We start from the raw sequence: 13,844 nt of genomic DNA, 5'->3' as shown, positions 1-13,844 counted from the left end.
TTTCACAATAGACAACAAGCGTAACCCAAGACGCCATCACCGCGTGTGCTCCATTTCTGCTTCAGGCTGAGTCTGCAGGGGTAGGTGCAAGGTGATACAGGTACCTCGCCCGTCGATGCCATCCGCGACGGTAATCCTTCCGCCATGGGCACCCACCATACCTTGGCAGATCGCCAAGCCCAGACCTGTACCCTGCCCGCCCCGGTCACCCCGCGCTGCGGTGTAGAACATGTCGAAAATCTTCGCCCGTTCGGCTTCGGGAATCCCCGGTCCTTCGTCGCTCACGGAGAAAAATAATTCGTTGTCACTGGCGCCAGCCTCCACCCGCAAACGCCCCTGCGACGGCGAAAAACGTGCGGCATTTTCCAGCACGTTGACCAGCGCCTGCTCGATCAGCGCGGCGTGCACGAAAAGCAGCGGCAAATCCGCCGGCACGTGAGTGCTGACCTGCAAGGGCGCCAGCACCGTGCGCAAGCGATTGAGGGCGCTGCCGACGATGTCGCCGGGAGACACCCAGTCCCGCGCCAGCTTCAACGCGCCATGGCCCAGGCGCGTCATGTCCAGCAAGTTCTGGATATAACGATCCAGACGCTCGGCCTCGTCGCGAGTGCCTTCAAGCAACTCGCGGCGGTCTTCCAGGGGAATCGCCTCGCCCAAGGCCAGCAAACTGTCGATACCGCCGCGCATGGCGGTCAAGGGGGTGCGCAGGTCGTGGGACACCGAGGCTAGCAAAGCACTGCGCAGCTGTTCGGTTTCACCGTGCAGACGTGCGGCCTCCAGCTCTTCAGCCAGTTGCGCCCGAGCCAGCGCCTGCGCCAGTGGTTGGCTGAGCGCGGTCAGCAGGCGCCGACGCTGGTCGGTAAATGGTTGCCCCTCACGCGGGCAAACACCGAGCAATGCCAAGGGCCCCTCTTCCATCGACAGCGGCCACCACCACCAACGACCCAGCGGTAAAGTGCCCGTACCCAACCCCGCGGGCTGATCGTGTTGCCACGCCCAGTCCGCTGCAGCACGTTCGGTTTCAGAAAGCTGTAAGGGGCTGCCGACTTCGACCTTCCAGCCGTTATGCCCGTCTCGATTGAGCAGGCACACCTGTAGCTCTTTCCAGCCATTCAGATGTTGCTCGGCAGCACTCAATACCGCCTGACGATCAGTGGCGGCCGTGAGTTTGCGCGACAAGTCGAGCAATTCGCTGGTTTCCTCCTGAGTGTCGCGCAAGGCCTCCAACTGCCGACGCTGCCGAGCAGCCAGGTTGCCGGTCAAGGCTGCCATCAACAGAAAAAACAACAGCGTCAGCACATCTTCTTCACGCTGGATGCTGAACGAGAATATAGGGGGAATGAAGAGAAAGTCGTAGGCCAGAAACGACAGCGCCGCACAGGCCAGTGCCGGACCGAGACTGCTGCGCACCGCCACCAGCAACACCGCCGCGAGGAATACCAGAGAGATGTTCGGCAGCGCCAGCACACTTGCCACTCCCCAAGCCAAGGCAGTGGCCAGAACCGTGGCAATCAATGCCAGACCATAATCGAACCAGACGACTGCGCGGGTCGAATGCGAGCGCGGCTGATCTGGCTGAGCTTCACTGTCGAGCACATTGATTTCAAGGCCATGGGCATCGCGCAGCAAGCGTGCCGCCAGACCACCGCCAAACAGCCGTCTGCGCAAACATAGACGCGATTGACCCACCAGCACCAGGCTTGCGCGCCGCTCGGCTGCATGTTGGATCAGGGTTTTTGCCACTTCACCCGCGCGCAGCAACACCACTTCGCCGCCAAGGCGCTCTGCAAGCTGTTGGGCGTTTTGCAGGCGCATCCGGGCCTGTTCATTGATGACCTTGCCGTTATCGACATGCACCAGACTCCAGGGCAGATGCCGACGTTGCGCCACCCGACTGGCATGTCGCACCAGACGCTCGGCCTGGGCATCACCGTCGATACCCACCAGCAATCGACCGCGTACTGCGGGCGCGGCCTGACCCAACTGACGGTAACCCAAGGCTAGATCATCATCGACCTGAGCCGCTGCGGTCTGCATCGCCAACTCGCGCAACGCCGTCAGGTTGGTCTGGGTGAAATACGCATCAATGGCTGCCCTGGCCTGCTCCGGCACATAAACCTTGCCGTCACGCAACCGCTCCAGCAGCTCACGCGGAGGCAGGTCGATCAGCACCAGCTCATAGGCTTCCTGCAACACCCAGTCGGGCAAGGTTTCGCGGACCTGCACCCCGGTGATACCGCGCACCTGATCATTGAGGCTTTCCAGATGCTGGACGTTAACGGTGGTGTAGACATTGATCCCCGCCGCGAGCAATTCCTGAATGTCTTGCCAACGCTTGGTGTGGCGGCTGCCGGGTGCATTGCTATGGGCCAGTTCGTCGACCAGCACCAGTGTCGGTGCGGCCTTGAGCAGGCCATCCAGGTCCATTTCTTCCAGTGTGACGCCACGGTATTCCGAGCGCACCATTGGTTGTTGTGGCAAACCGCTGAGCAACGCTTCGGTTTCGGCCCGGCCATGGGTTTCCACCACGCCCGCCACGACCTGCACGCCCTGGTGCAACTGCGCATGGGCCGCCTGGAGCATGGCGTAAGTTTTGCCCACCCCCGGCGCGGCGCCGAGAAATACCTTGAGCCGCCCGCGACCTTCTCGGGGCAGATCGGCTAATAGTGCATCGGCTCGACCAGCGTTACTCATAGTTGCTCTCGCATCACAATTGCGCAGAAGGTAACTCATTCAAGGTTTGATTCAAGGTCAACACGTTTACCACGGGTGGGCCAATCAGTGGCCGATAGGTGTTTTCATTCACCAGTCGTTGCACCGTTGTCGTCGACAGATTACGCGCAGCGGCAACGCGCGCTACCTGATAGGCCACGGCTTCGGGCGGCAAGTGTGGGTCCAGGCCGCTGCCCGAGGTCGTCAGCAGGGCCAAAGGTACCGCGCCTTGCCCGGGAACCACCTCATTGGCGACGTCCGCCGCGACCCGCGCGGCGAGCGCCGGGTTGCTCGGCGACAGGTTGCTGGCACTGCTCGATACCGTGGCAAAGGCCCCGGCAGAGGGACGTGAGTGGAACCAGCCATCACCGGTAAAATTCTGCGAGATCAGCTCAGAACCACGCACGGTACCATGGGTGTCGCGTAACAGGCTGCCATTGGCTTGAACAGGGAACGCCACTTGGGCAATCCCGGTGACCACCAGCGGGTACGCCACGCCGGTGATCAAGGTCATTAAAACGATCAGGCTCAGGGCCGGACGCAATACAGTCGACATCATCGAATCCTCATTCAGTGTGAACGCCGCCCCCTGTCGAGCACGGCGAAGGTAACTCGCTTAAACCAGATGCAACCCGGTGAGCAACATGTCGATCAGCTTGATCCCCACGAACGGCACAACAATCCCGCCCAGGCCATAGATCAACAAGTTGCGGCGCAACAGATGAGCCGCACTGGCTGCCTGCACACGCACGCCACGCAGCGCCAGCGGGATCAGCACCACGATGATCAACGCGTTGAAGACAATGGCCGAGAGAATGGCGCTCTGCGGACTGGCCAGGTGCATGACATTGAGCACCCCCAACTGCGGGTAGATCGAAGCGAACAACGCAGGCAGGATCGCGAAGTACTTGGCCACGTCGTTGGCAATAGAAAAGGTGGTCAAGGCTCCGCGAGTCACCAGCAATTCTTTGCCGATCTGCACCACATCCAGCAGTTTGGTCGGGTCGCTGTCGAGGTCGACCATGTTCGCCGCCTCACGCGCCGCCTGAGTGCCATCGTTCATCGCCATGCCAACGTCAGCCTGTGCCAAGGCAGGGGCATCGTTGGCACCGTCGCCACACATTGCGACCAAACGACCGTCGTTCTGCTCCAGACGAATGCGCTCCAGCTTTTTCTCTGGGGTCGCTTCGGCCAGAACGTCATCGACCCCGGCTTCAGCGGCAATCGCGGCTGCGGTCAATGGGTTGTCGCCTGTCACCATGACCGTGCGAATCCCCAGCTTGCGCAATTCGGCGAACCGCTCACGGATGCCTGGTTTGACAACGTCCTTGAGGTGGATCACGCCCAGCAACTTGCCGTCCACGCACACCAGGAGCGGCGTGCCCCCGGTTTTGGCGATCTTTTCGACTTCCCGGACCAGCGCTGGCATCAGGTCCGTGCGTTTGACATCAATGAACGCCAACAGCGAATCCACCGCGCCTTTACGATAAACCCGGCCTTGATAGTCGACCCCGGACAAGCGGGTTTCAGCGCTGAACGCTACCGGTGTCAGCGTCGCGACATTGGGTTCGACCATCGGGTGCAGCTCACGCAGGTATTCGACAATCGACTTGCCTTCAGCCGTATCATCCGCCAGCGAGGCCAACAACGCGCCCTCACCCAGCTCCTTGGCGCTGACACCCGGCGCGGGGTGTATCGCGGTGCAGCGGCGGTTGCCGAAAGTGATGGTGCCGGTCTTGTCCAGCAGCAACACGTGCACGTCTCCGGCGGCTTCCACTGCACGACCGGATTTGGCGATGACATTGAGCCTGACCAGACGGTCCATCCCGGCAATACCAATGGCCGACAACAAGCCACCGATGGTGGTCGGAATCAAGGTCACCAGCAGCGCCACCAAAAACACCAGCGGTAAACTACCGCCTGCGAAGTGGGCGAATGGCTGCAACGTCACCACCACCAGCAAGAAGATCAGGGTCAAGCCGATCAGCAGAATATCCAGCGCAATTTCGTTGGGGGTTTTCTGCCGTTTGGCACCTTCCACCAGCGCAATCATTCGATCCAGAGTGGACTCGCCTGGGTTGGCGGTGATACGCACCAACAACCAGTCGGACACCAGCCGGGTATTGCCGGTGACCGCTGAACGATCGCCGCCCGACTCGCGAATCACCGGTGCGGATTCGCCCGTAATCGCTGCCTCGTTGACGGCGGCTATACCTTCGATGACCTCCCCGTCACCGGGGATCATCTCGCCCACTTCGACGCGGACCACATCGCCTTTACGCAGGCGGCTGGCTTCGACCATGCGGAAGGTTCCGCCATCATCCTTGAGCCGTGCCTTGAGGCCTTCGCTACCGGCCTTAAGGCTATCGGCGCGGGCCTTGCCACGACCTTCGGCCAGCGCTTCCGCAAAGTTGGCGAACAGTACGGTGAACCACAACCAGATAGCGATTTGCACCGCTACCGAGGTCGGCACCTGAGGATCAGGCACCAGGCACAGAAAGGTCGTCAAGATGGCAGTCAGTTCGACCACCAGCATGACGGGCGCACGCTGCAACTGGCGTGGATCAAGCTTGACGAACGCTTGCACCAGTGCCGGGCGCCATAACGCCGATAGCGTGACACTTTTGCTGGCATGCGCTGTGTGTTCAGCCACGGGTTGTTTTTCAGCGATTTTAGTTACTTGCGTTGGCATATTCATGATCTGTTCCTCAGAAGCCCATGCTCAGGTGTTCGGCAATCGGCCCCAGCGCCAATGTCGGCAAGAAGTTCAAGCCACCAATCAACAAAATGGTCATCGTCAACAGGGTGACGAATAACGTGCCATGGGTCGGGAAGCTATTCAGGCCCAAGGGTGCGGTCTTTTTCGCCGCCAGGCTGCCAGCCAGCGCCAGCACCGGCAGAATGTAACCAAAGCGACCGAGGAACATCGACAGGCTGAGCATCAAGTTATGGAACAAGGTGTTCGCGCTGTACCCGGCGAACGCCGAACCGTTGTTGGCGGTGGCTGAGGTGTAGGCATACAACAACTGACTGAAACCATGTGGACCCGGATTACTGACCGCCGCCATCGGTCCCGGCAAGCTCGCGGCCAAAGCGCCGAATACCAGCACACCAACGGGCATCACCAGCAAGGTCGCGACCAGTAGCTGAACTTCCCTGGCTTGTAGCTTTTTGCCCAGGTACTCAGGGGTGCGTCCGATCATCAGACCGGCAAGGAATACCGCGATCAATACATTGAGGAGCATGCCGTAGAGACCCGCGCCAACCCCGCCGAAGATCACTTCGCCGACCATCATGTTGACCAGCGCCACCATGCCGGTCAGCGGGTTGAGGCTATCGTGCATCGCGTTGACCGAACCATTGGACGCAGCGGTGGTGGTCGCGGTCCAGAGCACGCTGCCGGTGGTACCGAAACGGCTTTCCTTGCCTTCCATCGGTGCGGTTTGCTCGACCGACGCGATATTCAGGGTCGGGTTCGGTTGATACTCGGCCCACATCGCCGTCGCGCCACCGACCAGAAACAGGGTCAGCATGCACGCCATGATGGCCTTGCTTTGACGCATGTCTTTGACGTAGTTACCGAAGGTGAACACCAGCGCCACCGGAATCAGAATGATTGATACCAGCTCGAACAGGTTGCTCCAGGCTGTCGGGTTCTCGAACGGATGCGCCGAGTTGACCCCGAAGAAACCACCACCGTTGGTGCCCAGTTGCTTGATCGCGATCTGGCTGGCCGCCGGCCCCAACGGGATGCTCTGATTGGCGCCTTGCAGGGTCACCGCGTCCACGTAATGAGCGAAGGTTTGCGGAACGCCCTGCCAGACCAGAAACAAGGCCAGCACCAGACACAACGGCAGCAGCCCGTAAAGGGTGGCGCGGGTCATATCGGCCCAGAAGTTACCCAGATTTTGCGTCGAACGACGGCTGATGCCACGGCAAAATGCAATCAGCACCGCGATGCCGGTGGCGGCACTGACGAAGTTCTGCACAGTCAGGCCAGCCATCTGACTCAAGTAGCTGAGCGAGGCTTCACCGCTGTAGTTCTGCCAGTTGGTGTTGGTGACAAAACTCATTGCTGTGTTGAACGCCAGCGACCACTCCATTCCCGGTAGTTGCTGCGGGTTGAGCGGCAGAGCGCCCTGGAACAGCAGAATCGCGAACAACAGGACGAAACCCGCCAGGTTGAAGGCGAGCAAGGCCAAGGCGTAGTTTTTCCAACTCTGTTCGGTCTGCGGATCAACCCCGGACAGGCGATAACAGACGCGCTCGACCGGACCCAATACCGGGGTCAAGAAAGTTCGTTCCCCTTCCATGACCCGGTAGTAATAACGTCCTAGCCATGGCGCCGGCAGCAGCACCAGCGCAAAAAAAGCCAGGATCAGTAGATAGTCATAACTGTGCATGGCTGCTCCTAATTCCGGTTAGCGCGTAACAGCGCCACCAGTAAGTAAATGAACAGCCCTGCCGCCAACAGCAGTGACACCCCGTCCAGAACGCTCATGGAAATTCTCCGTCGTACGGCAACTGCCGCGTGTCAGCCATTGTCCGCAGGGAGGGTGTAAAGGAACGAGATCGACGAACCCGGATGGGCATAAAGAAAGCGTAAACAATGGGATTTACAGGGGGGGCCTCAGGAGGACCGGGGGGATATCCTTCGCGAAGATGCCATCACCGCTACAACAGTCAGGCTTTGTATCCAACCCGATACATTCCAGACAACCGCCGGACACTCGGACACAACAGCCTTCCGCCCCGCGCGCCAGCGAAGTAGCATGGCGGGCAGCGTTGTTCTTCAATCGCGGCCAGTGATGGCAGCCACCTCAGGCGACAGTCGTACCATGCAAGCAGTCAGCCCTATCAGTATCGACAACGCTCCGACCGATGAACGCCGCTGGAATACCCGCGCCCTGATCGTTGACGACGATGTGCCCATACGCGAACTTCTTTGCGATTACCTGGCCCGTTTCAACATCCACTGCCGCGGCGTGACCGATGGCAGCGCCATGCGCCAGGCGCTCGGCGAAGAGACCTTCGACGTGGTTGTACTGGATCTGATGCTGCCCGGTGAAGACGGCCTATCGCTGTGCCGCTGGCTACGCGGTACATCGGACATTCCTATTTTGATGCTGACCGCCCGTTGCGAGCCCACCGACCGCATCATTGGTCTGGAACTGGGTGCCGACGACTACATGGCCAAGCCTTTCGAACCCCGCGAGCTGGTGGCACGCATCCAGACTGTGTTGCGCCGGGTGCGCGACGACCGAAGCGAGCCGCGCAACACCATCCGTTTCGACGCCTGGCGCCTGAACAGCGTAATGCGCCAATTGACCGCGCCCGATGGCTTGGTGGTGCCACTGTCCAACGCCGAGTTCCGCCTGCTGCGCGTGTTTCTTGAACGCCCACGGCGCGTGCTCAATCGTGAGCAATTGCTGGATGCAGCACGCGGCCGGACCATAGAAGCCTTCGACCGCAGCATCGATTTACTGGTATCGCGCCTGCGACAGAAGCTCGGAGATGACCCGAGAGCACCGCAACTGATCAAAACTGTACGCGGCGAAGGTTATCTGTTCGACGCCAGGGACATCGGTTGATCCGCTCGGCCGACACACTGTTCGCCCGTCTATTCGGCGGGGCGTTGGTCGCGATCCTGTTGGCGCATGTGCTGGCATTCATGTGGTTCATGCATTACGGACCACCCCCGCCGCCTCCCCTTATGCCGGACGCATTCGGTCAGCCGCCTCCCGGCTTCGACGCTTCACACCCCCCCATGCAGCGCCCACCAGGAAGGCCGCCCTTGTTCGGGGGCCCCGTCGTGCCGCTGATATTTCAATTAATCACCTTGGTCGCCGCCGCCTGGTACGGAGCAAAAGCCCTCAGCCGACCGATCCAGCGCATGAGTGAGGCGGCCGAACGCTTGAGCGAGAACCTCGACAGCCAACCGTTGGAAGTCAGCGGCCCACGTGAGGCGCGTCAGGCGGCGCAGACGTTCAACTTGATGCAGCAGCGCATCCGCGAACAGGTCCAGCAACGCGGACGTATGCTCGCTGCCATGTCTCATGACCTGCGCACGCCACTGTCGCGCCTGAAACTGCGCCTCGAACAGATCGACGAACCGAAGCTGCATGGGCAAATGAGCCAGGACCTGGACGACATGATCGGCATGCTCGATGCCACCCTGACCTACTTGCACGAACAGCGTAATAGCGAGGCGTTGCAGCTTTTCGATGTGCAGGCACTGGTCGAATCCCTGACCGAAAACGCCCAGGATCAGGGCGATGACGTGCACAGCAGCGGTCAGTGCAAACCGTTCATGGCGCAGCCAATGGCGTTGGGTTCATGCCTGGGTAACCTGATCGATAATGCCCTGCGCTATGCGGGGCACGCGCATGTCGACATTCAGGATCACCCACAACGGGTGCAACTGCGGATCAGCGATCAAGGGCCCGGGATCGCTGCAGTCCTGCGTGAGGCGGTATTCGAACCGTTCTATCGCGTCGAAGGCTCACGTAATCGTAACTCCGGCGGCATCGGTATGGGCATGACCATTGCCCGAGAAGCCGCCCGGCGCATGGGCGGCGACCTGCACCTGGAAGAAACTCCGGGAGGCGGCCTGACCGTCGTCCTTGACCTGCCTCGCCTGTAAAATCCGACGCTGCGACTGTGCGTGTCAGCCTCGACACCAAGCCCACATACCCCTGACACTTGACGCCCCGAGGCTTCATAAGCCGGTGCACTGCCACCAGCCCAAACAACCTGTGGAGTCAAGCCGATGATCAGTGGCGTCAGTAACAGTTATTCGAGCTATACAAGCTCAAGCTCGAGCACAACGGCCAGCGCAAGCAGCAAGAAGTTTCAGGAGGAATTGCTGGCCAAACTGGACACTAACGGTGATGGCAGTATCAGTAAGGATGAACTGACCAGCGCGCTGGACACCGCCAGCACCAATAGCAGCACAAACAGCACAACGGGTTCTTCCGCCAGTACCAGTACGTCTGATGCCAGCACGCTGTTCAGTAACCTCGATACCGACAGCAGTGGCAGTGTCAGCCTCAACGAACTGTCCTCTGCGCTGGGCACTGACACCACAGGGCAAAGCGCCAACGCCAAAACGGCCGCTGCCGAAGCGTTGAGCAAGATGGTCGCTGCGCTGAGCCAGCGTTATGAAACAGACGGCAGCAAGCCCATTGGCAAACACCTGAACGTCGCAGCCTGATAACCAAACCCGTCGCGAAGGCTGTGTTTCGCGGCGGGTTTGGTTACGACTTGTGCAACACGGGTTATGGGGTACTTGGCGTATCAGGCCTTTTGTCTTTCGAGGCAGTCCAGTCGATCAACAGGCTGTACGCTACCGCTAGCAAAGTCGGGCCGATGAACAGGCCGATGAAACCAAATGCCAGCAGACCGCCAAACACCCCAAGCAGAACGATCACCAACGGCAGGTTGCCACCCCGACTGATCAGGTAGGGTTTGAGTACGTTATCAACACCACTGATGATGAACGTGCCCCAGATGCCGAGAAAAATCGCCATGCCGTATTCGCCCTTCCAGGCCAGCCAGGCAGTGGCGGGAATCCATACCAACGGCGGGCCCATGGGCACCAGACTGAGCAGAAACGTGACAACGCTTAATACCAGCGCACCCGGAATGCCGGCTATCAGAAAGCCGATTAGCGCCAAAACCGCCTGCGCCGCTGCGGTGCCGATCACGCCATTGACCACCCGTTGCACGGTACCCGCCACCAGGTCCAGATAGTAACTGGCACGCTCGCCGATCAAGCGTTCAAGCAGGCTCAAGACGAATGCCGCCAGTCTCGGACCATCGCGATAGAAGAAGAACACGAACACCAGACTCAAGGTCAGGTCGAGAATCCCGCCACCGATCTGCGCGCTACGAGCCAGCAGCCAGTTGCCGACTTGACCCAAGTAGGGCTTGATCGCGGCCATCGCCGCAGCGCCCTGCTCATCGATCGTGTTCCAGAACCTCACCAGCCGCTCGCCCACGAGCGGTACGCCTGACAGCCATGCAGGCGGCGCAGGCAGGCCGTCGACCTGCACGTCCTTGATGAAGAGCGTCACGTCACGGATGTGGTCCGCCAGGTTGAACCCTAGCCACACCAACGGCAATGCCACCAACAGCATCCAGATCAAGGTCAGCAGCCCCGCCGCCAACGCTTCACGGCCATTGAGCCAGCGCGTTACCAGGCGCATCAACGGCCAACTGGCGAAGGCCAGCACCGCCCCCCAGAACAGCGCCGACCAGAATGGCGCCATCACCCAGAAACTGGCACCGAACAGCGCCAGGAGCAGGAGCTGCACCAACAGGCGATCATTATTGGGCATCGGGTTATCTCGAAAAAACGAATGATGAGAGCATAACGGCGAACCCCTGCAGCGCCAGTACTCGGCCGGTGAGCGCGTGATTCTAGCGAATAAGTTCGACGAACAGCCCCGGCTTCTCGCCGCTGCCAGCCTCAATCCGCGCGGCACGTACGCCCTTGGCAATCAATGCCTGACGCCAGGCCTCGGCATCTGCCCCGGACACGGTGACGCGCAGGTTGCCATCCAGGTTGAGCCCACGCGAGAGCAGGGTCGCCCAAACATCCTGCGGCTCACCGGTAAGTTTGGGAAGACTCAGCACACCGGTACTCTTGAGTTGACGCAACAAGGTTGCCGAGGTCGGCAACACGTCGCCCAAAGGTGCTGCTGCGCTGAACTGCTCGACATGCAGGTACGCTCGACGGTTGCCGCGAGTGATGCTGTACAAGGCCACCAACGTATCGTTTTTCGGCGCAGCCAGACGCAACAGCAAATAAGCTTGCTGCTCATCGGCACCATACAATTTAGAGTTACCAAACACTTCATTGGCCCACAGACTGCTTTCCCCACAATCACGGGCCTGGCACCAGAACAACAGCTCGGCGCCCTGCTTCTGCAGGGCTTCACGGGCGGCTGTGAAGGCTTCATCAGAGGTGTGTTCAGCAGGCAGTTGGTAGGTCACCGAGGTGACATTGCCCCGCGCGCCGATCTGGCCGTCGAAGCGTAACTGGCCGCTGATCTTGCGGATCGAACCCAACGGGTAGATTCGCTCCAGCTCCGTGACGGGCCGATAGTCGACGATTTCAGCATCTGCCAAACGCGGCACCCCCTCGAGATCGTGGCTGCCAGGCACGTCGGCGGCGCAGGCTATCGCGCTGAGCAGCGAGCCGCAGATCGACACGCCAAGAACACGGGATAAGCGCATACGTGTTCTCATCGGATCGCCAAAGTTGGGGCAGTGTTAATCGTCTTGCATGTGCCAGCGATAGGTAGGTCCATCAACGTTATCTCCCATTTCAATCCGCCCAGCCTCGGCAGTTGCCTGCTGCAAGTCAAGGAACGGCATAAAAGCGATTGAAACAGTCTGCAACAGCGCGCGCGCCCTCCTCGTCATTCAAATGCAAATGATGGCCGCCAGGCAAGGTCGTGGTCTCGAAAGTCAGCTGTGACAGCAGTTCGCTGTGCTGGACCAACATGCCCTGCCCAGCCACCACCAGATGGGTTGGGCAACTGACACGTTTGACGAACGCCATGGCCTGCTCACGAGTCAAACGCATAGGAGAGGCCAGCGTCAGCCGGCTATCACTGCGCCAGGTGTACCCTCCCGGCACTGGCATCAACCCTCGTTGAGCCAGCAGTTCTGCCGCTTCACGACTGACGGCAACCAGCCCTTTCATCCGCGCCTCGACGGCTCGTTCCAGATCGCTGTAGACAGGTTTGCGCTTATTCGACAGGTTCAGTTGTGCTTGCAGGGCCATGCCCAACCGCTCGGCCGCATGACTGGCTTCGCCGGTTGGCGGGATAACCCCATCGATCAGTGCCAGACGGGTCACACGCTCAGGCAGCGCACCCGCCAACACCACCGAGATAATCGCACCCAATGAATGCCCAAGCAGGGAAAAGCGCTTCCAGCCCAGTTGCTCGGCGACGTGCAGCACGTCATGCACATAGTCCCACAGGGTATAACCGGAACCCACCGGACGATGATCGGAGTGACCATGCCCAGCCAGATCCAGAGCCACGATACGCAAGCCTTTGAGCTGCGGTGCCAAGCGGGCAAAACTGTTGGCGTTGTCCAGCCAACCATGCAAAGCGATCACCGGCTGACCGTCTTCAGGCCCGAACAGGTGCGCGGCTAATTCAATATGCGGCAGGCTCAGGCGGACTTCTTCGACGGGCATGCTCATGCGCACGCCTGCTCGGCGCAACGCGCATCCCAGCGAGCGAACAAGGTCTTGAGCAGCGCTGCAGTGTCTTGTGGACGTTCGAGCGGGAACATATGCCCACCGGGCATGGACAGGTATTCGCCTTGCGGCATACGTTTCACCGAATGGGCGTGGTGACGCATGACCACCCGACTGCGTAGCCCCCGCACCACCGCCAGTGGCACTTTCAACTGCTGCGCCCGACCGGGACTCGTGTGAGGCACGCTGCGGTAAATGCTGATTTCAGTCGCTGGGTCGAAACGCAGGCGCAACTGATCGCCGTCCTGTTGCAAACCATGCTGCAGGTAGGCCTCTAAACATTCGGGATCGAAGCCGCGAAACAAGGTCTTGCCGGCGAAATACGTGCGGGCAGCATTCAGGTCAGCGAAGGCCTCCCGGCGGCCCAGGGTGCGACCGGCCGGGGTGATGCGATCAATGAAACCAAAGCGTTTGGCGGCGCGAATCATCCACTGGTCAACCCACGTCAGCACCGGAGAATCGAGCATCACCACCCCGCGATACAGCTCAGGACAGCGCAACGCTGCGTGAAAGTGCAGCACACCTCCCAACGAGTGTCCTACGCCCCATACAGGTTCAGGTTGCTGGCGCAGGTGATGAATCAGCTCGTCGACCAGATTCAGCCAGTTGTCGTTCACCGGGAAGCGTGGATCGTGAGCGTGCTGCTCCAGATGTGCGACGGCATAATCCGGCGCCAGTGCGTCGAACAATTTGCCATACGTAGCCGACGGAAACCCGTTAGCGTGAGCGAAAAACACCTGTTGCGACATGCCAATACGTCCAAAAACAAAAACCAACGGCGATTGTGCGCATCCATCGTCGACACAGCAATGACTGTAACTGCCAGGAAGGGTGACACTTGAGCCAGAATGAT

At 60.2% G+C, this 13,844-nt stretch carries 12 protein-coding genes; 3 read left to right on the top strand and 9 right to left on the bottom strand.

The features are described from left to right. Positions 1-36: 36 nt before the first annotated feature. From ACVBEG_RS09450 to kdpF, 5 genes are read right to left on the bottom strand one after another with little or no spacing between them, the layout of a single operon-like run. Positions 37-2,694: a sensor histidine kinase KdpD gene (locus ACVBEG_RS09450; RefSeq protein WP_322215901.1), complete on the bottom strand. Its 2,658-nt coding sequence runs from the start codon at positions 2,692-2,694 to the stop codon at positions 37-39. Between the two features lie 13 nt (positions 2,695-2,707). Continuing rightward, complete coding sequence (gene kdpC, locus ACVBEG_RS09445) at positions 2,708-3,268, bottom strand: potassium-transporting ATPase subunit KdpC (protein WP_322179513.1); 561 nt, start codon at positions 3,266-3,268, stop codon at positions 2,708-2,710. Positions 3,269-3,328: 60 nt separating this feature from the next. Beyond that, positions 3,329-5,410, bottom strand: a complete 2,082-nt coding sequence (gene kdpB / locus ACVBEG_RS09440) for a potassium-transporting ATPase subunit KdpB (RefSeq protein WP_322179514.1) — start codon at positions 5,408-5,410, stop codon at positions 3,329-3,331. 10 nt (positions 5,411-5,420) lie between these two features. Further along, positions 5,421-7,115: a potassium-transporting ATPase subunit KdpA gene (kdpA, locus tag ACVBEG_RS09435; RefSeq protein ID WP_322179515.1), complete on the bottom strand. Its 1,695-nt coding sequence runs from the start codon at positions 7,113-7,115 to the stop codon at positions 5,421-5,423. 8 nt (positions 7,116-7,123) lie between these two features. Beyond that, on the bottom strand, positions 7,124-7,213 hold the full coding sequence (gene kdpF, locus ACVBEG_RS09430; RefSeq protein ID WP_322179516.1) for a K(+)-transporting ATPase subunit F: 90 nt from the start codon (positions 7,211-7,213) through the stop codon (positions 7,124-7,126). Positions 7,214-7,550: 337 nt separating this feature from the next. Between kdpF and ACVBEG_RS09425 the strand changes: the two genes are divergently transcribed. From ACVBEG_RS09425 to ACVBEG_RS09415, 3 genes are all read left to right on the top strand, one after another. Beyond that, positions 7,551-8,303: a response regulator gene (locus ACVBEG_RS09425; protein ID WP_322217746.1), complete on the top strand. Its 753-nt coding sequence runs from the start codon at positions 7,551-7,553 to the stop codon at positions 8,301-8,303. After that, a complete protein-coding gene (locus ACVBEG_RS09420; RefSeq protein ID WP_447107616.1) occupies positions 8,300-9,355 on the top strand; it encodes a sensor histidine kinase in 1,056 nt (351 codons plus the stop codon). The genes ACVBEG_RS09425 and ACVBEG_RS09420 overlap by 4 nt, the downstream gene beginning before the upstream one ends. Positions 9,356-9,481: 126 nt before the next feature. Beyond that, positions 9,482-9,925: an EF-hand domain-containing protein gene (locus ACVBEG_RS09415; protein ID WP_322215895.1), complete on the top strand. Its 444-nt coding sequence runs from the start codon at positions 9,482-9,484 to the stop codon at positions 9,923-9,925. A 64-nt stretch (positions 9,926-9,989) separates the two neighbouring features. On the opposite strand, the gene ACVBEG_RS09410 is transcribed toward ACVBEG_RS09415, so the two are convergent. The 4 genes from ACVBEG_RS09410 to ACVBEG_RS09395 form a co-directional block, all read right to left on the bottom strand. Next, positions 9,990-11,051: an AI-2E family transporter gene (locus tag ACVBEG_RS09410; RefSeq protein ID WP_447107615.1), complete on the bottom strand. Its 1,062-nt coding sequence runs from the start codon at positions 11,049-11,051 to the stop codon at positions 9,990-9,992. 82 nt (positions 11,052-11,133) lie between these two features. Further along, a complete protein-coding gene (locus tag ACVBEG_RS09405) occupies positions 11,134-11,952 on the bottom strand; it encodes a DUF4892 domain-containing protein (RefSeq protein WP_322215890.1) in 819 nt (272 codons plus the stop codon). Positions 11,953-12,079: 127 nt separating this feature from the next. After that, positions 12,080-12,934, bottom strand: a complete 855-nt coding sequence (locus ACVBEG_RS09400) for an alpha/beta fold hydrolase (RefSeq protein WP_322215888.1) — start codon at positions 12,932-12,934, stop codon at positions 12,080-12,082. Next, entirely contained in the window at positions 12,931-13,740 is an 810-nt protein-coding gene (locus ACVBEG_RS09395; protein WP_322215886.1) for an alpha/beta fold hydrolase, read from the bottom strand. The genes ACVBEG_RS09400 and ACVBEG_RS09395 overlap by 4 nt, the downstream gene beginning before the upstream one ends. Positions 13,741-13,844 lie beyond the last annotated feature (104 nt).

The sequence above is a fragment of the Pseudomonas sp. GG8 genome, assembly GCF_052976945.1.
The sequence above is the reverse complement of the archived record's forward strand: the minus strand, read 5'-3'. Positions and strand labels throughout refer to the sequence as shown.